This window comes from Flavobacterium bizetiae (assembly GCF_024271895.1).
GTDB lineage: Bacteria > Bacteroidota > Bacteroidia > Flavobacteriales > Flavobacteriaceae > Flavobacterium > Flavobacterium bizetiae.
This window is the reverse complement of the sequence record NZ_CP091861.1, coordinates 2,189,629-2,208,329: the sequence shown is the minus strand read 5'-3', so window position 1 is coordinate 2,208,329 and position 18,701 is coordinate 2,189,629. Positions and strand designations below refer to the sequence as shown.

At 33.1% G+C, this 18,701-nt stretch carries 17 protein-coding genes; 6 read left to right on the top strand and 11 right to left on the bottom strand.

Annotation, left to right across the window (positions count from 1 at the left end; all coding sequences use genetic code 11):
- Positions 1-262: 262 nt before the first annotated feature.
- Positions 263-1,357, top strand: a complete 1,095-nt coding sequence (locus L0669_RS09750; RefSeq protein WP_263763097.1) for a Ppx/GppA phosphatase family protein — start codon at positions 263-265, stop codon at positions 1,355-1,357.
- Positions 1,358-1,466: 109 nt separating this feature from the next.
- Here L0669_RS09750 and L0669_RS09745 read toward each other — a convergent pair whose 3' ends face one another.
- The 4 genes from L0669_RS09745 to L0669_RS09730 all read right to left on the bottom strand — a co-directional run bounded on the left by L0669_RS09745 (position 1,467) and on the right by L0669_RS09730 (position 5,951).
- On the bottom strand, positions 1,467-2,744 hold the full coding sequence (locus L0669_RS09745) for a RidA family protein (RefSeq protein WP_263763095.1): 1,278 nt from the start codon (positions 2,742-2,744) through the stop codon (positions 1,467-1,469).
- A gap of 185 nt (positions 2,745-2,929) precedes the next feature.
- Complete coding sequence (locus tag L0669_RS09740) at positions 2,930-3,514, bottom strand: helix-turn-helix domain-containing protein (protein ID WP_263763093.1); 585 nt, start codon at positions 3,512-3,514, stop codon at positions 2,930-2,932.
- Between the two features lie 3 nt (positions 3,515-3,517).
- Positions 3,518-3,811, bottom strand: a complete 294-nt coding sequence (locus L0669_RS09735) for a hypothetical protein (RefSeq protein ID WP_263763091.1) — start codon at positions 3,809-3,811, stop codon at positions 3,518-3,520.
- Positions 3,812-4,010: 199 nt separating this feature from the next.
- On the bottom strand, positions 4,011-5,951 hold the full coding sequence (locus L0669_RS09730; RefSeq protein ID WP_263763089.1) for an oleate hydratase: 1,941 nt from the start codon (positions 5,949-5,951) through the stop codon (positions 4,011-4,013).
- 208 nt (positions 5,952-6,159) lie between these two features.
- On the opposite strand from L0669_RS09730, the gene L0669_RS09725 reads away from it, so the two are divergent.
- Entirely contained in the window at positions 6,160-7,140 is a 981-nt protein-coding gene (locus L0669_RS09725; RefSeq protein ID WP_263763087.1) for a phosphotransferase, read from the top strand.
- Positions 7,141-7,184: 44 nt separating this feature from the next.
- Here L0669_RS09725 and L0669_RS09720 read toward each other — a convergent pair whose 3' ends face one another.
- A complete protein-coding gene (locus L0669_RS09720) occupies positions 7,185-7,934 on the bottom strand; it encodes a class I SAM-dependent methyltransferase (RefSeq protein WP_482168793.1) in 750 nt (249 codons plus the stop codon).
- A 120-nt stretch (positions 7,935-8,054) separates the two neighbouring features.
- The gene (locus tag L0669_RS09715; RefSeq protein ID WP_263763085.1) at positions 8,055-8,360 is read right to left on the bottom strand and encodes a hypothetical protein; all 306 of its coding nucleotides are present in this window, start codon (positions 8,358-8,360) and stop codon (positions 8,055-8,057) included.
- A gap of 232 nt (positions 8,361-8,592) precedes the next feature.
- Here L0669_RS09715 and L0669_RS09710 point away from each other — a divergent pair, with 232 nt between their 5' ends.
- Positions 8,593-9,081, top strand: a complete 489-nt coding sequence (locus L0669_RS09710; RefSeq protein ID WP_263763083.1) for a DUF1761 domain-containing protein — start codon at positions 8,593-8,595, stop codon at positions 9,079-9,081.
- A 117-nt stretch (positions 9,082-9,198) separates the two neighbouring features.
- Positions 9,199-10,344: a GNAT family N-acetyltransferase gene (locus tag L0669_RS09705; RefSeq protein ID WP_263763081.1), complete on the top strand. Its 1,146-nt coding sequence runs from the start codon at positions 9,199-9,201 to the stop codon at positions 10,342-10,344.
- Positions 10,345-10,546: 202 nt separating this feature from the next.
- Here the strand turns inward: L0669_RS09705 and L0669_RS09700 are convergent, their stop codons facing one another.
- Positions 10,547-11,416, bottom strand: coding sequence for a diacylglycerol/lipid kinase family protein (locus L0669_RS09700; RefSeq protein WP_263763079.1), 870 nt, complete (start codon positions 11,414-11,416; stop codon positions 10,547-10,549).
- A 66-nt stretch (positions 11,417-11,482) separates the two neighbouring features.
- Here L0669_RS09700 and L0669_RS09695 point away from each other — a divergent pair, with 66 nt between their 5' ends.
- Positions 11,483-12,442 (top strand): App1 family protein, encoded by a 960-nt coding sequence (locus L0669_RS09695; protein WP_173972012.1) that lies wholly within the window; start codon positions 11,483-11,485, stop codon positions 12,440-12,442.
- A gap of 426 nt (positions 12,443-12,868) precedes the next feature.
- Here the strand turns inward: L0669_RS09695 and L0669_RS09690 are convergent, their stop codons facing one another.
- A complete protein-coding gene (locus L0669_RS09690; protein WP_173972014.1) occupies positions 12,869-14,782 on the bottom strand; it encodes an ABC-F family ATP-binding cassette domain-containing protein in 1,914 nt (637 codons plus the stop codon).
- 75 nt (positions 14,783-14,857) lie between these two features.
- On the opposite strand from L0669_RS09690, the gene L0669_RS09685 reads away from it, so the two are divergent.
- Positions 14,858-15,241 carry a DUF983 domain-containing protein gene (locus L0669_RS09685; RefSeq protein ID WP_194618622.1) on the top strand — a complete coding sequence of 128 codons (384 nt, stop codon included), beginning with the start codon at positions 14,858-14,860 and terminating at the stop codon, positions 15,239-15,241.
- Here the strand turns inward: L0669_RS09685 and L0669_RS09680 are convergent.
- The 3 genes from L0669_RS09680 to porN (L0669_RS09670) all read right to left on the bottom strand — a co-directional run bounded on the left by L0669_RS09680 (position 15,222) and on the right by porN (L0669_RS09670) (position 18,656).
- Positions 15,222-16,295, bottom strand: coding sequence for an NAD(P)/FAD-dependent oxidoreductase (locus tag L0669_RS09680; RefSeq protein WP_263763077.1), 1,074 nt, complete (start codon positions 16,293-16,295; stop codon positions 15,222-15,224). The two genes, L0669_RS09685 and L0669_RS09680, sit on opposite strands and share 20 nt — an antisense overlap.
- Positions 16,296-16,370: 75 nt before the next feature.
- Positions 16,371-17,360 (bottom strand): type IX secretion system ring subunit PorN/GldN, encoded by a 990-nt coding sequence (porN, locus tag L0669_RS09675; protein ID WP_263763075.1) that lies wholly within the window; start codon positions 17,358-17,360, stop codon positions 16,371-16,373.
- Between the two features lie 306 nt (positions 17,361-17,666).
- Positions 17,667-18,656, bottom strand: coding sequence for a type IX secretion system ring subunit PorN/GldN (gene porN, locus L0669_RS09670; RefSeq protein ID WP_173972034.1), 990 nt, complete (start codon positions 18,654-18,656; stop codon positions 17,667-17,669).
- Between the last annotated feature and the right edge of the window lie 45 nt (positions 18,657-18,701).

Sequence of the window (18,701 nt, the reverse complement as noted above, 5' to 3'; positions counted from 1 at the left end):
TCAAAATAGTACAAATTTGTTTTGATTTTGTATAATAAAAAGCATTTTCTAAAGAAATAACAATTGGAAAACATTGCAGTAAATTAATTAACATGTTTTCTCTACAACGCAGTTTGTATTCGTAAATGTTTTTATAAATTTGCAATCTTATATTGAAACCGTTTATTTTCAGTACAAAATTATGACTTTCACACAAATACCTCAAAATTGCCTTAAAGTCTTCATCCAAAACAAATTTTTATAATCATACTTACACAACACAATGCTTAAAAAAAACAAACCCCAGCTTTTATTTTTTATTCTTTTAAACTTATTTTTTTCCATTAATTCCTTTTCGCAAAAAAATGTATATGTAGGAATTGAAATCGGAAGAAGAGCAATCAAAACTTCTGTTCTTGAAATCAATAATATCAAGAAAGCAGATTATAAAATTCTTTACTTTTCGAATGACAGAATTAGTCTTGCTGATCATATTGCCAGTTTTGGAGAATTGCCTCAGGAAGACATCAACAAAACGAGTATTATAGTTGCTGACCAATTAAGAAAAGTAAGAGCTGATTTTAAAATTTCTGAAGCAAATATATTTATAGTTGCGTCTCCTGTTTTTTCTTCTGCCCGCAACATCGATGTTTTAAAAAATAAAATTTCGACTCTTACCAACAAAACTTTTGACATTATCAATGCTGATGAAGAAGCTAAAATGTTAGTTAAAGGTGCTATTCCTCCTGTTGATTATTCTAACGCAATATTATTAGACATTGGTGCTCAGACTACTAAAGGTGGATATATTGATGAAATTGATGATAACAAATTAGAGTTCATCCCTTTAGAACTTGATTTTGGTACAATGACACTTACTGATGCAGTAAAAAAGACGGTTGTAAATCAAAGTCAGGCTAATGATATGTCGACTTACCAGGAAAAATCTTTTGACTTTAATACCGTTTTACGTAAAAAAATCAAAGAAATGCTTGATGCAAATCCTCTTATCTTAAAAAAGGAAAAAATCTATTTATCAGGAGGAGCTGTATGGGCTTTTGCAACTTTATATTATAATGAAAACTTAAAAGATCACTATATTCCATTCAGTTTAGAAGATGTTATTAATTATGACGCAATCCTGAAAAACAACTTCAACAAGTTCAGTAATCTTTCTAAAACGAATGCAGAAGTAGACAGAGTTTTAAAAACATACGACCAGAAATACCTTATTTCTGCCAACAACATTCTTTCAAACTGTCTTGAAAGTATTCCTAACGTAGCAACAAAGAAAATATATTTTGTGAAAGACGGACAAGTAACCTGGCTTATGTCATACATTGCAGACCGTTCTAAGAAAATAAATACTAATTTCTAAGATATAGATTTTACTTTTATAAATAAAAGCAAACAAAAAGGGTTGTCTCAAAAATATTGAGACAACCCTTTTTAATTAAACAACTTTTATACTTTATATATTTACTAAGTTATGCGTTTGGAGGTGTTCCTTCTGCATTTGCCGCAACTACATCGATTTGAATTAAAGCATCTTTAAGCAAGGCTGATACACCAACTGTTCTTCTTGCAGGAATTCCGCCTGGGAAGAATGTTTTATAGACCTCATCTACAACATCAATATCTTCGATATTTTTAAGGAAGATGTTCACTTTTACCACATCATCCATAACATGATTAATACTTTCGAGAATGGTTTTGATATTTTTCAAACATTGTTGCGCTTGCTCTTTTACACCACCAGCAACAAGTTTACCTGTTTTAGGATCTAAAGGCAATTGAGCCGAAATATGATTGTAATGAGAAAATGCCACCGTTTGTGTTGATAAAGGACATTTTGGTGCTTTTTCGGTATTGTTTGCTTTTATAACGATTCCGTGTCTGTCTTCGATAGCTTGGGGAGGCGTACCATCTCCGTGAGAAATCACTGCTTCAATTTGTACCAAAGCCTGCATTGGCAAAGCCGCAGCTGCAATGGTTGTACGTGCAGGGAAATAAGCTACCGCTCTTGCAATAGCTGAATCTGGGAAAAACGTTGTATAAACTTCGTTTACAGCTTCAACATCTGAAAGGTTTTTAACAAAAACATTAATCTTCACGATATCATCAAAAGGAACATCGATACTTTCTAAAATTGATTTGATATTTTTTAAACATTGTGCGGCTTGTTCTTTTACTCCGCCAATTACCAATCTGCCCGTTTTAGGATCGATAGGCAATTGAGCCGAAAGATTATTGTAATGAGAAAATGAAACTGTTTGCGAAGACAAAGCATTTATTGGAGCATTTGTCGTGTTGTTTGTAAGCTTTATAAGATCACCTGATTGAGGTGCGTTCGGAATTGTACCTTCTCCATTTGAAACCAATGCTTCTACTTGTACCAATGCATTCATTGGCAAAGCTGCAACTGCTACTGTAGTTCGCGTAGGAACATAAGTTGGGAAAAAAGTTTTATAAACTTCGTCTACAGCATCAACATCTTTTATGTTTGTAACAAAAACAGTAATCCTAACCACATCGCTCATAACATGGTCGATGCTTTCTACAATTGCCTGAATGTTTTTAAAGCATTGTTCTGCCTGTTCTTTTACACCGCCGGAAACTAATTTACCTGATTTTGGATCGATTGGTAATTGTGCCGAAAGGTTATTATAATGAGAGAAAGCTACGGTTTGTGAATAAGGACCGATACTTTTTGGGGCATTTTTAGTATTTCTTGCTAATACTGCATTTACTTTATTTGAAGCCATTTTGTGTATTTTTAACCTAATTAATAATGGGAGTTTTTTTTGCTTAATTCAAAAGAATTAAGTGCCATATTCTGGCTAACTCAAAATTATTATTCTTAGCATTCAAAATAATTCACGATAGGACATCAAAATATAATTATAAGACTTTTCTTTCTTAAGATAAATATACTTCTATAATTAAAAATCTAGTGAGAAAGATTCTGCAAACGACGATAGTCAGTAGGAGAAATATTTGAATGCTTTTTAAAAAAACGTCCAAAGGCAGAAACGGAATTAAAACGCAATCGATAAGCAATATCGCTTATATTGATTGCCGGATTCCCTAACAATACTACGGCTTCTTTTAATAAATGCGCGTCGATAATTTCGTGAGGCGTTTTATCTACGGCTTTTTTTACAATCTGAATCAGGTATTTATTTGAGATATGAAGTTTTTGAGCGTAATAATTCACTCCCTTATGCTGGCTTATATTTTCCATAACCAACTTGAGAAACTGAAAATAAATTTCTTTGGGATTATTAAGCACTACATCATTTTTTGTTTTTTCTTGTGGTAAAAATTCAGCCGTTTCTAAAAGCAAATTAAAGATGATCGTCCGGACAATTTCATCTTTAAATTTAAGATTGGCATTAATTTTATTTTCAAGGTATTTCATAAGCTTAATCAACTTTTTAGCTTCTTGTTCCTTGAGATGCATGAACTCATAAGATTTGTCTTTAAAAAATGTAAGACGCTCAATAATAAAAGGATCGGATATATTTTTAAGCAAAAACTATTTCTCAAAAAAAAGCAATTTTACCCGAAAGTCTTCGCTATTATTCTGAAAAGCAATAATTGTAGCCGGCCTCGCCAATAACAAACTAAACGGACTTACGGCATGCTTTTTACCATCGATTGAAACCACAATATTCCCTTCTGTACAAATACACAACGAATAATAATCCATTCTGAAAGGTTTCTGGGGATAATCGATTTGTTTCTTGCCTGAAGAGACATAATAGGGCAAATTATTATCAACCTCAAAGTAGGCTAATGTATCGCTTATTTTATCATAAGGTTGATTCATACTGCGTAAATATTGCTTAACTATTAATTTTGGAAGACTAATTTACGTATAAAAATAAGCAATAATCCGGGATAATTCCCTATAAAATTGGGCGATTTAAGAAAAAACAACGGTTAATTAATATAAAAATGACGCCAGAGCAAAAAACCTTAGCGTCATTTTTTCTTAATTATTATCCTGTAAAAAGAAATAGATTTTCTTAATCTCTAATTCCTCCTATCCAGCTTTTTAATCTATTAATTTGTTCTGTAAAAAAGGATTCGTGTTCTTGAGAATCTTCTGCATTTTCTACCAGAAGATGTTCGTAATAGGTTCCTTTTAGAAATTTTCTTAAAAGCCCCTCACCTACTATTGGCTCATAATCATTTAATGATTGTGCTGCTTTAAGTAAATGACGAAGATCATATTGCAACGGATTAATATCCGGTACTTGTTTGTTTAGATTCAATAATTCATAAACCGCTATTCTTGCAGTTCGCACAGAACTTTCCATCGTAAATACAATGTCATTATTGGTTTCTACAAATTGTCCTACCAAACCTAAATTTTTACAGCCTTCAGGAACTACTTGCGGACGATCGCCTTTTGCTCTTGGCATAAACATAGAGGTAATGTATGGCATAAATGAACTACGAACAATTGTATTTTCAACAATATTATCCAGCTGATCGATAATTCCTAAATGATAGGCCAATTCAGCTAGAATTTCATCTCCTGTACATTGAGGCATTGTTTTTTTGATATAATCCCCTTCTTTATCCATAAAAAGAGCATATACCCAAATTACTAAAATATCATCTGGCTGGTCAGGAAAATGCGGTTGTCTGTTACAGGTAAAACTCATTAACCAATTTGAATCACTAATTGTGATAATTCCTCCCGTTGCGGTTTTACCAGAATATGGATCGTTTACGCACAACTCTTTTACTTTCTCTGTAAAAGCAGAAGGTTTACAGGTTAGTGTAGCAGATTCCCATGAAGATTTTTCGATGTTTCCACAGAATTTTTCCGGTTTACCAAAAACAGGTGATTTCGCTGCCAGGTTTTTCCATAATTTCCATCCCGCGCTTTGTCCGCTTTTGCTATTATTTAAGTCAATAGCCGGAGCGGTTTTATTATCACCGTAAAAAGTATCTTCGGTCATTGATCCCGTTGTGGCAATTACATAATTTTCTTTGCCTACAGGAATTCTTTCTTCTTTACCATCTTTTTCGATAATGATCGCTTCGACAACTTTACCATTGGTATCGCTATGAATATCTAAATCCTTAACGAGTGTATTAAGATCGATTTGTACACCTTTGCTCTGAAGAAATTTTCTAAGCGGAGTAACAAAAGTATCGTACTGATTGTATTTTGGGAAAACCAAACACGAAAGATCTTTCATTCCGTCTATCGCGTGCAGAAAACGGTGCATGTATAATTTACATTCTAACAAACTATGCCAGTTTTCAAAAGCAAACATTGTTCTCCAGAAAAACCAAAAATTACTTTCCAAAAAGGATTTACTAAAATAACCTTCGATGGTAATATCGTCTAAATCTTCTTTTTTCTTAAGCAACAATTTCACAATCGCAAGTTGGTCTTTTTTCTCTAATCCAAATTTACTAAAATCCTTAATTTGGCCTTTATTATGAATTAATCTTGCTTTTGAGTAATTAGGATCATTATCATTTACCAAACGATATTCGTCTAATACACTATAAGGTTCCGGCAATTCAAGAGCCGGAATATCCTGAAAAATATCCCATAAGTTTTCGTACGTCATATCCATTTCGCGACCTCCACGAATAATATAACCATCGGTAGTATTTCCGGCACCATCCAGCGATCCGCCATCTACGTGCAACTGGTCCAGAAAAATGATATTCTCGCCCGGAATATGACCATCACGAATGAAATAATAAGCTGCTGCCATTCCGGCAATACCGCTTCCTACAATATAAATTTTACTGTCTTTGTATGATTTTGACGGAATTCCTTTATTACGCTGGTAATTCCCGATTTGATCTGAAAAAGGCATTGTTTTTTCAGGTGTATTAATTTGAATCTCTTTACTGGAGTCGGGTTGGTGGTTCACATTTCCATATTCTTTAGAACCATTTAATAATTTTTCGAATTTTGAAGTGGTAGAACTCATAACTAATCTATTTTTGATTTACTCAAAGTTAAGATTACCAGCAGAATAATGTGCATCCCGAAATTCATTATTGCAATCCCGAAATTCCGTTTTGGTTATTATACCTAATTGTTTTTTGTTGTTACTCCAATACAGAAATATTTTTGCCACAGCAATAAATCTGGTTACTTTTGAATTTTATCCAGACAAATATTCTAATCACTATCAAATGAAAACCTTTTCTGTAACCAGCTCTATAATTTCATCATCAGACATTGCAGATTTTGTTTGTGAAAAATATGCATTATCCCCAAATACAACTTGCCGGTTATTAAAAGCAGGAATCAATCACACCTATCGTATTGATAGCGATAACGAGAGTTTTATTTTTAGGCTTTACAGCTTCAACTGGCGAACCAAAGAAGAAATTGCAGAAGAATTAAAGTTATTACAGCTTTTAAAACAAAATGATATTGCGGTTTCATATCCAATTTCAGATCGTTCAGAGAATCTTATTAACGACATAAATGCTCCGGAAGGATTACGTTACGCTGTTTTGTTTTCTTTTGCCAAAGGAAATAAAGTTCTAAACTTTAGCGAGGATATTCATTCTGAAATTGGATCGTTAATGGCCAGAATTCACCAACAAACCAAAGGATTAGAACTTAACAGAATTACCTATACGCCTGAAATTTTATTAAATCAATCCCTAAATTATATCAAAGCTTTTCTTTCTGATGATACCGAAGAAATGCAATTTCTTACCGCAACCCGATTCATTTTCGAAAAGGAATTATTGAATGCCAATACCAAACTATTGCGCACAGGAATTGTGCACATGGATATATGGTTTGATAATTTGAATATTTCTGATGATAATAAGGTTACGCTGTTTGATTTTGACTTTTGCGGAAACGGCTGGCTTTGCTTAGACATTGCCTATTACATCCTGCAATTGCACAGCACAGAAAAGGATGATACCGAAAGAACTGCCAAAATAAATGCATTTTATAAAGGTTACGAAACGATAGAAAAAATCAGTGACGAAGAGAAACGATTAATCCCTATTTTAGGCGTTTGCATGTACTATTTTTACTTAGGAGTTCAGTGCAACAGGTTCGAAAATTGGTCGAATACCTTTTTGAATGAAGTCTATCTAAAGCGTTTTATTGCCGTTTTGATTAAAGGTTATTACGAAAAAGTAACTTAAAATATCTCACAAACATATCTGTTCTCTTAACATCCGGTTCAATATTATTTTAAAGCCGAAATCATAATAAAAATAGGCCTTCTTAATTCATCTTTCATCTCGGCATATTTTTCAATAATTTCCTCTGATGGTTTAGGTTCAGATATTTGCTGAATACTAAAACCAGATTCAATAATCGTATTGATGATATTCGCTACCGTTCTGTGATATTTAATTACGTTGTGGCCTAAAAAATTCGTTTGTCTTATTCCTTCTTCCTGATAATCATCGACCGGCCAATGCAATCGCGTTCCGTTTTCATCTGTAAACCAATCCTGTTCGGCTCTCGAAGTAAAAACAGGATGTTCCATAGAGAAAACAAAACTTCCGCCTTTTTTTAAATATTGATGAGTTTTTCTAAAAACAACATTCAGATTTTCTATATAATGAAAAGTAAGCGAACTAAAAACAATGTCAAATTGCTCCTCTTTAAAATCAATATCTTCCACCGGCATTTGATAATAATCGATCGCTAACTGTTTTGAATTTTCTTTCGCTTTATCAATCATCTTTTTCGATAAATCGATCCCAATTACATTTTCCGCTCCTTGCTCTTTTGCATAAATACAATGCCAGCCATACCCACAACCCAGATCTAAAACACTTTTTTCTTTAAAATCCGGTAACATATTTTTTAAAACATGCCATTCGCCAGCCGAGTTTAAACCATCAACTGAACGTGGCATTTTGCCATAATTTTCGAAAAAATCTACATCATCATAAATATTTTGTTTCATCTCTTTTTTCTTTTTCATTAAAGCTTTAAAAGCTATTTTCTATTATTTCTATTTCTTTAAAAAGAAACCATTTTATGTTAAATAAAAAAAGACTGTTCAACGAACAATCTTTTTTAATAGTATATCAATTAAATTAGTTTAAGCCATAAACAAAGCTCCTTTGTTATAGTTGTATAAAACCTCATCGTAAGGTACTAAAGGCTTCGCTACTTTCTCTGTAGAAGCTTCAAATTGTATCCCGTTATGTTTTCTAAACAAATAAATTTCTTTTAGGCAATTGGATAAACTTTGATGAATTCCAGTTGTAAATGTTGGTAATTTATTATCTCCTACTAATAAATCGGTTTGATAATTAGAGCTGCTTTTAGACAAATTGTTACCTATAATTCTTATCGTAAATGTGGTTGCTTTTCCGTGTTGTTTACCTTGATATTGTACTACCATAATTTTGCTATTAAAAGGTTAGAATATTTTTATCATTTTATTTCATTATGCAAATTGATGAATTAAAGTTATGAAAAAAAAGCAAATTCTTAAAAAATACGATCTTAATTATATATTATTTTTTTATGATGAGAATTAACAGATTTCCTCTCTAAAAGAATGAAAGAATTTCAGAAGCTTTCGTCTTTTATTTTTGTTTAAATTTGAGCAACTAATCTAAAAACCTAATCTTATGGAAATGAATCTTCTACCCTTTTTTGCTTCGGCATTAATTACACTTGTAACTGGTTTTATCTGGTACAATCCTAAAGTATTTGGAACTGTCTGGATGCGCGAAGCCGGACTAACTCCGGAAGCTCTAAAAAACGGAAATATGATTAAAATTTTCGGACTTACTTACATTTTTTCTTTAATGATCACGGTAATTCTTTCAGCATTAACCATTCATCAATCCGGAGCTGTAGGTATGGTGGGCGGACCGCCTTTAATCGCCACAGCAAAACCATCATTTGCTGCTTTTATGGCCGATTACGGAACTGCGTACCGCACTTTTAAACACGGAGCGCTTCATGGCTTTATATCAGGTCTATTTTTTGCCCTTCCAATTTTGGCTATAAATGGTTTATTCGAAAGAAAATCATGGAAATATATTTTGATAAATGCCGGATACTGGATTTTGACCCTGACGCTTATGGGCGGAATTATTTGCGCTTATGCATAATGACAGAATACAAAACCCCGCTTGAAATTATAATTCAACGGGGTTTTCTTAATAATAACTTAAACGAGATGAGTTATTGTAAATAATATCTAATTTTGAAGAAATTACGTAACACTTTTGAATACAACTTTTACTTTTCAAATTTACAACAGCGCTTCATTATTGCCTTTAGAATGGAATTCACTGGCTGTAGATAATATTTTTTTGACAAGAGAATATCTCGAAGTACTGGAAAATTCTTCTCCGGTAAATATGATTTGTCATTTTATCGGAATTTTTAACGAAGATAAACTAGCGGGAATTGTCCTGACGCAATTTTTGTTTGCAGAAAAACTGGATTCTTTTGGAGAACGCGATCAATGCCTGAAAACTTCGGTACGTAATTTTGCTTTCAAAAATTTTGCTTCGCACGTATTATTCGTGGGCAATAATATGCTTACCGGACAAAATGCTTTTGCTTTTGACAAAAACGTAAAGCAATCTAAAGCCATTAAAACGCTTCATAAAGCGATTAATCAGCTTAAAAAAGATTTGAAAGCGAGTGGAAAAAAAGTACACATTACAAGTATAAAAGATTTCACTGCAGAAGAAATCGAACCACTACAAGCTGAATTTAAAAACAATTATACGTTTTCGACTCAGCCGAATATGATTTTTGAAATCAATAAAAACTGGACGACTGAACAGGATTATATTGATGCTTTATCAAAAAAATATCGCGACCAGTACAAACGCGCCCGAAAAAAAGCTGACGGAATAAGAAAGCAGAGAATGTCTTTGCAGGATATTCAGCAATACGAAGATGTTATCTACGATTTGTATTTTCATGTGGCTAAAAATGCGCCTTTCAATACTTTTTTCTTAGCCCGAAATCATTTTAGTTTTTTTAAAGAAATCATGAAAGATAACTTCTTGTTTTATGGTTATTTTTTAGAAGATAAATTAATTGGTTTCAATACATTGATTAAAAACGGAAATGTAATGGACACGTACTTTTTAGGTTACGACGAAACCATTCAACGCGAAAGAATGTTGTATCTAAACATGTTATACGACATGATTGCGTATTCTATTAATCAAGGATTTTCTGAAATTGTTTTTGCCCGTACAGCACTCGAAATCAAAAGTTCTGTAGGCGCAAAACCCCTAAAAATGTACGGATTAATTACGCATAGCAATGCTTTAATCAACCATAACATTGCCAAATTGTTTAATTATCTTGAGCCTAAAACAGACTGGCAGGAACGTAATCCTTTTAAATAAGTCGCTTTTGTAAATAAAGAGAAACTCCATATCACTCCTACGGAGCTATTATATATTGCTGTCTAATTTTCTATAAATATTACACCCTTCCAGGGCTAATTCTCAAAGTCGCTCCGTAGGAGTGCAATATTTATAGAAATATAAATCCTAAATACACAGCCCCATAGGGGCGAAATATCAAATAGTCAAATAGAAGACCTAATTAAGGCACCGCAATCTTCATTTGTTTGTGCAAAATATGAATGTCTAACGAAGTCTGCGCTCCGCAATATTCACCATCAATCTGAAAATTAACCGGATAATTTGTTTTTATGGTCGCTTTGTCTGTCGAAATAATCACAATATCATCAGAATCGATTGGCATGTTTCCGGTAATGATTTTTCCGAGTAATAATAAATCAAGACTTTTTAGAATAACCAATTCAAATTTTCCGTCGTTCATCGCACCATTTGGATTTATTGTTACTCCGGTTCCGTATTTTTTAGAATTGGCGATTACAATCATTCTTGCTGTATGCTCTACTGTTTCCTTATTTGCGGTAATCGTAGCGACAAAAGGTTCGTTAGAATCAACAAGGGTATTGTAAGCCTGCAAAGCATATCCCCAAATTCCTCTTAGATTACTTTGTTCATAGTTTTTTACCAAATCAGCATTAAGACCAATGTCGCTTAAATGAATACTTTTTTTGCCGTTGATGCAAATCATGTCCATTTCGATATAACGGCTTAAAAACGCGATTTTCAGGTTCTCCTCTATTGTTGTGGGTAAATTAAGATCTACAGATAAACCGTTTGCCGATCCGGCGGGCAAAATACCTATAATGACATCAAACTGTTCTACGGCTTCGGCAACCATTTTTATCGTTCCGTCGCCGCCTGCTACTATAATTCGCTCAGGTTGCAATTGATTATAAAGTAATTGTATTTCTTTCTGGTCTGTTTTGCCTGTAGTTTCATAAACTGTCAGGTCAAAATTATTCGTGGTTGCAAATTCCTGCACAGCCTCGATCAAATCTGATTTATCAAGGTCTCCGGAAATAGGGTTTACAACAAATATGATATTCTTTTTCAAAGTTTTATTTTTAAAGTCAATTAAAATAATTAATTTACAGCATCTATCTATAAATATACGCAATTAATGAAACCAATTTTACAATTATATCGGGGTTATGCCAATGAAGAAGAATTAATTGTAATGGGACATGTTTTTAAAAGAACGTATGATTATGATTTTCAGAAGAAAAACTTAAAAAATGCCCGTTCAATTATTAATCAGTTCAGGATAAAAACGCTTGATAATTTTGATATTTACCTAAAATGCGGCCACCAGGAAATTCATACTAAAACTTTGGATGATGGTTATTTTAAGTTTTGTATTCCTCTGGAAACTGAAACCAGTTTTGGATGGATGGAATACGAAGTTACGATCAAGGACGAAAATGAAACCATAACTGAAAAAGGCAGTTTTATAAGACCTCATAAAGGAAAACTCGGAATTATATCTGATATTGACGATACTTTTTTGATCTCGCATACTCAGAATTTCTTTAAAAAAATCTACATTCTTTTGTTCAAAAATGTAAATGACCGTAAGGTTTTTACAGATGTTGTACCGCATTATCAGGCTTTGAGTTCTGCAGGACGAAACAATAAAGAAGAAGAAAATGCCTTTTTTTATGTTTCAAGCAGCGAATGGAATTTGTATCGCTTTATTGTAAAATTTACTAAAATACACAATCTGCCCAGAGCCGTAATTTTATTAAAGGATATTAAAAGAGGTATCACAGATTTTTTTATGAGCGGACGTGGAAATCACGATCATAAATTCGACAAAATAAAACACGTTTTAGAGTTTTATCCCAACCTTAAATATGTTTTATTAGGTGATGATTCGCAACACGATCCTGTTTTGTACGAACGAATCTGCAAAATATTTCCTGTAACTGTAAAAGCGGTTTACATCAGGCAAACGGGAAAACACCAAAAAGAAGCGACTAAAAAAATCATGAAAAACCTAGAAGCTTTAGAAGTTTCTGTTTGTTATTATAAAAATAGCAGCGAAGCCATTATGCATTCTAAAAGTATTGGGATTATTTAAAGTTTGCGTATGTTGGCACGTTGATGAAGCGGATTTTAATTGGTTTTCGCAGGTTCTTATTCTCGTTTTAGTCATTGCGAGGAACGAAGCAATCTCATTAATAATTGATACGAGTTTTGATCTTGCAAATGTGGTTGCTTCGTTCCTCGCAATGACATACTTTATGGAAACTTCTAAACCTGAAACTGAAAACTGCAACTCCTAGCCCAGATTGAAGAGGAAAGCCCGGAACTAAAAAAAATAATTTTTCTTGCCAGAAAACAGCGACCAACGGAAGCTCGTTTTATGGCTTAGAAAAATAGTTTTTTTTAGTGAGGACTTGAAACGTAAAGCTGGAAATAGCTCCTAAAAACTAAAAAAACCTTTGTCAAAGTTCGAAACTTTGACAAAGGCATCTGTAAACTGTGACTGAGACTGAAAACTAAACTAAGCGTTGAAATTATCAATCTCTTCCTGAACAATTTCCCAATCAAGAAGTAATTGGTCCAGGTCTTTTTTCTTTTTGTTATATGCTGTAAAAAATGAAGCATCTTCGATATGTTTGTCATAATTCGAAGCCAACAATTTATCGTCGTGCTGAATGTCTTTTTCTAATTGTTTGATCTGACTTTCGACTTTACTCAAACGGTTTTGAAGCGCTTTTCCTTTTTTCTGATCTTCGTAAGAAACCTTATTGCTTTCTTTAGGAGCTGCAGCTTTTGCCACATCTTTTTTCTCGACTTCACGCATGTTTTCAAGATTGCGCTGTTCTAAGAAATAGTTGATGTCTCCTAAATATTCTTTGATTTTTTGATCTTTAAATTCGTAAACGATATTCGACATTCCTTGAAGGAAATCTCTATCGTGAGAAACCAATAATAAAGTACCACCAAATTTTTGAAGTGCGGCTTTAAGAACGTTTTTAGATTTAATATCTAAGTGATTCGTAGGCTCATCCATCAACAAAACATTGATTGGCTGCAATAGTAATTTACAAAGTGCCAAACGGTTACGCTCGCCTCCTGAAAGTACTTTTACTTTTTTCTCTACATCGTCGCCACGGAATAAAAACGATCCCAACATATCACGAACTTTAGAACGGTTGGTGTCTGTTGCAGCATCTTCCATAGTTTGCAACAAGGTGATTTCTCCATCAAGATATTCTGCCTGATTTTGAGCAAAATAACCCAATTGTACGTTGTGTCCTAATTTGATGTTTCCCTGATATTCGAATTCGTTTACAATGGCTTTAATAAAAGTCGATTTTCCTTGTCCGTTTTGACCCACAAAAGCAATTTTGCTTCCGCGTTCTACTAACAAATCGATATCTTTTAAAATCACTTTATCTCCGTAAGCCTTTGTAACATGTTCAGCTTCAACTACAACTTTTCCAGGTTCTTTTGAAACCGGAAACGAAATATTCATTACCGAATTGTCATCTTCATCAACTTCGATTCTTTCTACTTTATCTAATTTTTTAATTAACGATTGCGCCATCGAAGCTTTTGATGCTTTTGCACGGAACTTTTCGATTAATTTTTCTGTTTCCTCAATTTTTTTAGCCTGGTTTTTTTGAGTTGCCAATTGCTTTTCACGAATTTCATGACGTAATTCTAAATATTGAGAATATGGTTTATTAAAGTCGTATGCTTTTCCTAAAGAGATTTCGATTGTACGGTTTGTAACATTATCAAGGAACATTTTATCGTGCGAAACAATTACAACAACTCCGGGATAACTGCGTAAGAAACTCTCTAACCAAATGATACTTTCGATATCTAAGTGGTTGGTAGGCTCATCCAGCAATAAAACATCATTTGACTGTAATAATAGTTTTGCTAACTCGATACGCATTCTCCAACCTCCTGAAAATGTTTCGGTTTGGTTGTTAAATACTTCTCTTTTGAAACCAAGTCCTAAAAGAATTTTCTCCGTATCACCTACATAATTGTAACCTCCAAGAAGGTCAAAACGATGTGTATAATCAGATAAATCTTCGATGATTTGGCCGTATTCTTCACTTTCATAATCGGTTCTGGTAACCAATTGATGATTGATTTCTTCTAATTTTTTCTCTACAATTTTGATTTCAGTAAAGGCTTCATAAGCTTCTTCTAATACCGTTCTTCCTTGTTCGAAATCAATATCCTGACGTAAAAAACCCATTCGGATATCTTTTTCCTGAGAAATAACTCCGGAATCTGGAGCGAAATCTCTTGCCAGCATTTTAAGCATAGTCGATTTTCCGGCACCATTTTTCCCGACAAGTCCAACCCGGTCTCCGGCACCTAAACGAAAAGTTACCTCTTCGAATAAATAAGTACCACCAAAAGAAACCGATAAATTGTGTATATTAAGCATGTAATGTTATTTTATAACTAATTGATTGTGTAAATTTACACTCCCAAATCAATGGGTAATTTTAATTTTTTGCAAATGTTAAAAAAAGGATCGAAACTAAATAGTATTTTAACAGGAAGTTGTCCAAAATGCCAAAAAGAAAGCATGTATTCAGACAAAAATCCGCTTCACTTGACTAAAGTTCTAAAAATGAACGATCATTGTAGCCATTGTGGATTTAAATATCAAATTGAACCTTCGTTTTTTTATGGCGCAATGTATGTAAGTTACGGATTGAATGTTGCCGTAGGAATTGCTGCTTTTATTGTATCGTTTGTATTTTTTAAAGCTACAATCGAAGAGTCGTTTATTGCAATCGTTATTACTTTAATCGTATTGTTTCCGTTTGTTTTACGACTTTCAAGAAATCTATACATTAATATGTTCGTTTCTTACGATCCTAAGGCCGGTCAGAAGTAAGACTTTTTAAATATCTTTTATGAAATCTTTTAATATCAATTTCGCGAGTTAAAGGAATTTCATTTTCGATATAATCATATAAAACCTTTGCCATTGATGGCCCCAACATAACTCCTCTTGTTCCTAATCCGTTAAGAACATGAAGTGATTTAAATTCTTCGTGGGTTCCTATCAATGGTCTTCGGTCTTTTACCGTAGGGCGAACTCCGCCGTAATGTTCTACAATCTCGAAGTCGCAATCGATAATTTCTTTTATTCGGTCTATTAATTCTTGTTTTCCTGCCTCGGTAGGTAAATCGGTTTTATCTTCCCAGTTGTATGTAGCACCAACTTTAAACAAATCATTGCCCATAGGCAAGATAAAAACACTTGTATTCATAATAACATCCAGGTCTAAATCAGGAGCTTTTATTACAAACATTTCTCCTTTAGTACCATCCAGAGGAAGATAATTAAAGAAGGGATTTTTATGCAATCCAAAACCTTCTGCAAAAACAATATTACGTGCCTGAATGTTTTTATACTGAATTCCATAATCGAAAAACTCAATATAAGCATAATCAAAAAACTGATTTAAAAGCAAATCATTCTCTTCCAGATATTCTCTATAGGTATCTAAAAGCAACATGGTATCTACATAACCCGTATGCAGAACTTCGCCATAATCATAAGGAGAATCAATGCCCCTATATTTTTTAGAAATAATTTTTGTAGATAAAAAAGGCGCCAGATTTATTTTATCTGAAGCTGCAAACCAATTGTTTTGTTCTTCTATAGAGAAAAACTTTCTAAGTATGGGAAGTTTATAATTAAACTTGGTTTGTAATTTGGCTTCAATGTGATTGTAGAAATCATTCATTAGAACTAATTGTTCCTGAGCGTTCCAAACTTCGCTAAATCTCTTTAAAATAACCGGATTATAAAAACCTCCCGCTACTCTAGAAGATACCTGAGACATATTATCTACTATCATAATAGATTTATTGTTTTTAAGGGCTTCTTCTGCAAAAGAAATTCCGGCCAATCCGGATCCGACAATTAAATAGTCTAACATGTGTAAAGGATAAAAAATAAAAAAACTCTTAATACAAAGGTACTAAGAGTTTTTGTTTTAATGTAATTTAGGGACTTAGTAGTTCCACATATCTTCTTCGAAATTACGAATCTTCTCTTTTACTCTTTCAGATTCTAATAACTGATTTTGTGCATTATCTTTCATGTAATCTTTAATCTCACGATCTCCGTACATGTTTTCTTCTTTATAAATAATAGCATTAAAACGTCTTGAATTCAAGATTTGATCAAATGAAATTGGAGTTGCGGAATTCTTATCGTTAAAAGCTTTCCCTTCGTGTAATACTTCCCGTGCATTAGGGAAGAAAACCCAAAATAACTCAATATAGTCTTTCTCATCACTATTCATGGTATAAACATCCGGAGTTACAGGACAAATTCCTAGTAAACGATATTTTAATTCACTCTGACGTTTGTCAAAATACCAGTATCCTTTAATTTTATATTGTGTAACATCTGCTGCGGTTAAGTCTTGTTTTAAGATGTATTCTGCCGGTACCGATCTTGTTGGACCAACTGTTTCATCTACATAAGTAACAGATTTCTTTTTACCAGTACCAGTTACCACTTTTTTCTTTACAACACGGGTTCTATAGTCGTCCGGATATTGATTAATTAATTCTCTACCGGCATCTGTTGTATCAACTCGGGATAATGCTCCCTGAATATCTTTTAATGATTTTTTGGTATTAAAATAGCTGTCGCTGTATACTTCAGTTATTTTTCCACTTCTTATACCTCTGGTTAAAACGTCATAAAGCGAACGCCTGTCTGAACCAATATTAGCAGTGTCTACCGGAAAATATAACGGAAAATTGATTTTTTCATTCAAATCAATAATTTCCCATACCGTTTTTCCCATCAAAACATCTCTGTCATCTACATAGCCATAAGACAAAGGTTTATCGTTATCCGAAATTCTTTGTGCCGCACTCTTTAGCCCAATTTGGTCAGCCGTTTTTGCATTAAGTAAATTAGATTGTGCATTTGAAACAAATCCTCCTGTAATAAAGACAATCCACATTAAAAAAATTTTCCCTCTCATCATAACACTTTTTTGTAACAAAGCTAACGCAATATTTTCTATTTTATTGTTATTTTCCTACAATTAACTGAAATTTTAATATTCAAACATAAAAAACCAGCTTTTAATAATGATACACTTAATAAAAAGAGAACAGCATAAACCAAAAATAAGCAACTTAATATCAAATACATAACCATAACACTTCATACTTTATTACATTTTTTAAAATGAATAATTCTACAAATTACTTTACAGACTTCAACCAAATAAAAAAGCTCTTATTGCCAGGCAATAAGAGCTTTTCTTATAATGTATTTTAGATACTTAGTAGTTCCACATATCTTGTTCGAAGTTACGAATCTTCTCTTTTACTCTTTCAGATTCTAACAATTGGTTTTGTGCGTTATCTTTCATGTAATCTTTGATCTCACGATCTCCGTACAAGTTTTCTTCTTTATAAACAACTGCATTAAAACGTCTTGAATTTAAGATTTGATCGAATGAAATTGGAAGAGCAGAGTTACTGTCGTTAAATGCTTTTGCTTCGTGCAATGCTTCTCTGGCATTAGGGAAGAAAACCCAAAATAACTCGATATAATCTTTCTCGTCACTATTCATTGTATAAACATCCGGAGTTACAGGACAAATTCCTAATAAACGATATTTCAGTTCACTCTGACGTTTGTCAAAATACCAGTATCCTTTAATTTTATATTGTGTAACATCTGCTGCTGTTAAGTCTTGTTTAAGGATATATTCAGCCGGTACAGATCTAGTCGGACCAACTGTTTCCTCAACATAAGAAACAACTTTCTTTTTACCAGTACCCGTTACTACTTTTTTCTTCACAACACGTGATTTGTAGTCATCAGGGTATTGGTTAATTAACTCTCTACCAGCATCTGTTGTATCAATACGAGATAATGCACCTTGAATGTCTTTCAAAGATTTTTTAGTATTGAAATAACTGTCGCTATATACTTCAGTTATTTTGCCGTTTTTAACAGCTTTCGTCAAAACGTCGTAAAGAGAACGTCTATCAGAACCAATATTAGCCGTATCTACCGGAAAGTACATTGGAAAATTGATTTTTTCATTTAAATCAATGATCTCCCAAGTCGTTTTTCCCATCAAGATGTCTCTATCATCTACATAACCATAAGCCAAAGGTTTATCGTTATCTGAGATAAGTTGCGCAGGAGTTTTAAGTCCTATCTGAGCAGGTGTTTTCGCATTTAGCAAATTAGATTGCGCATAAGAAGAAAAACCTCCAGCGATAGAAACAATAGCTATTAAAAAATTTCTTACTTTCATCGTGGTATTATTATAAAATATTGAATGTAGGTTTACCTACTTTTA

What these genes read in the sequence shown, in the direction of transcription:
- L0669_RS09750 (WP_263763097.1), top strand. Translation starts at nt 263, where the DNA reads ATGCTTAAAAAAAACAAACCCCAGCTTTTATTTTTTATTCTTTTAAAC.
- L0669_RS09745 (WP_263763095.1), bottom strand. Translation starts at nt 2,744, where the DNA reads ATGGCTTCAAATAAAGTAAATGCAGTATTAGCAAGAAATACTAAAAAT.
- L0669_RS09735 (WP_263763091.1), bottom strand. Translation starts at nt 3,811, where the DNA reads ATGAATCAACCTTATGATAAAATAAGCGATACATTAGCCTACTTTGAG.
- L0669_RS09730 (WP_263763089.1), bottom strand. Translation starts at nt 5,951, where the DNA reads ATGAGTTCTACCACTTCAAAATTCGAAAAATTATTAAATGGTTCTAAA.
- L0669_RS09725 (WP_263763087.1), top strand. Translation starts at nt 6,160, where the DNA reads ATGAAAACCTTTTCTGTAACCAGCTCTATAATTTCATCATCAGACATT.
- L0669_RS09720 (WP_482168793.1), bottom strand. Translation starts at nt 7,934, where the DNA reads ATGAAAAAGAAAAAAGAGATGAAACAAAATATTTATGATGATGTAGAT.
- L0669_RS09715 (WP_263763085.1), bottom strand. Translation starts at nt 8,360, where the DNA reads ATGGTAGTACAATATCAAGGTAAACAACACGGAAAAGCAACCACATTT.
- L0669_RS09710 (WP_263763083.1), top strand. Translation starts at nt 8,593, where the DNA reads ATGGAAATGAATCTTCTACCCTTTTTTGCTTCGGCATTAATTACACTT.
- L0669_RS09695 (WP_173972012.1), top strand. Translation starts at nt 11,483, where the DNA reads ATGAAACCAATTTTACAATTATATCGGGGTTATGCCAATGAAGAAGAA.
- L0669_RS09690 (WP_173972014.1), bottom strand. Translation starts at nt 14,782, where the DNA reads ATGCTTAATATACACAATTTATCGGTTTCTTTTGGTGGTACTTATTTA.
- L0669_RS09685 (WP_194618622.1), top strand. Translation starts at nt 14,858, where the DNA reads ATGTTAAAAAAAGGATCGAAACTAAATAGTATTTTAACAGGAAGTTGT.
- L0669_RS09680 (WP_263763077.1), bottom strand. Translation starts at nt 16,295, where the DNA reads ATGTTAGACTATTTAATTGTCGGATCCGGATTGGCCGGAATTTCTTTT.
- porN (WP_263763075.1), bottom strand. Translation starts at nt 17,360, where the DNA reads ATGAGAGGGAAAATTTTTTTAATGTGGATTGTCTTTATTACAGGAGGA.
- porN (WP_173972034.1), bottom strand. Translation starts at nt 18,656, where the DNA reads ATGAAAGTAAGAAATTTTTTAATAGCTATTGTTTCTATCGCTGGAGGT.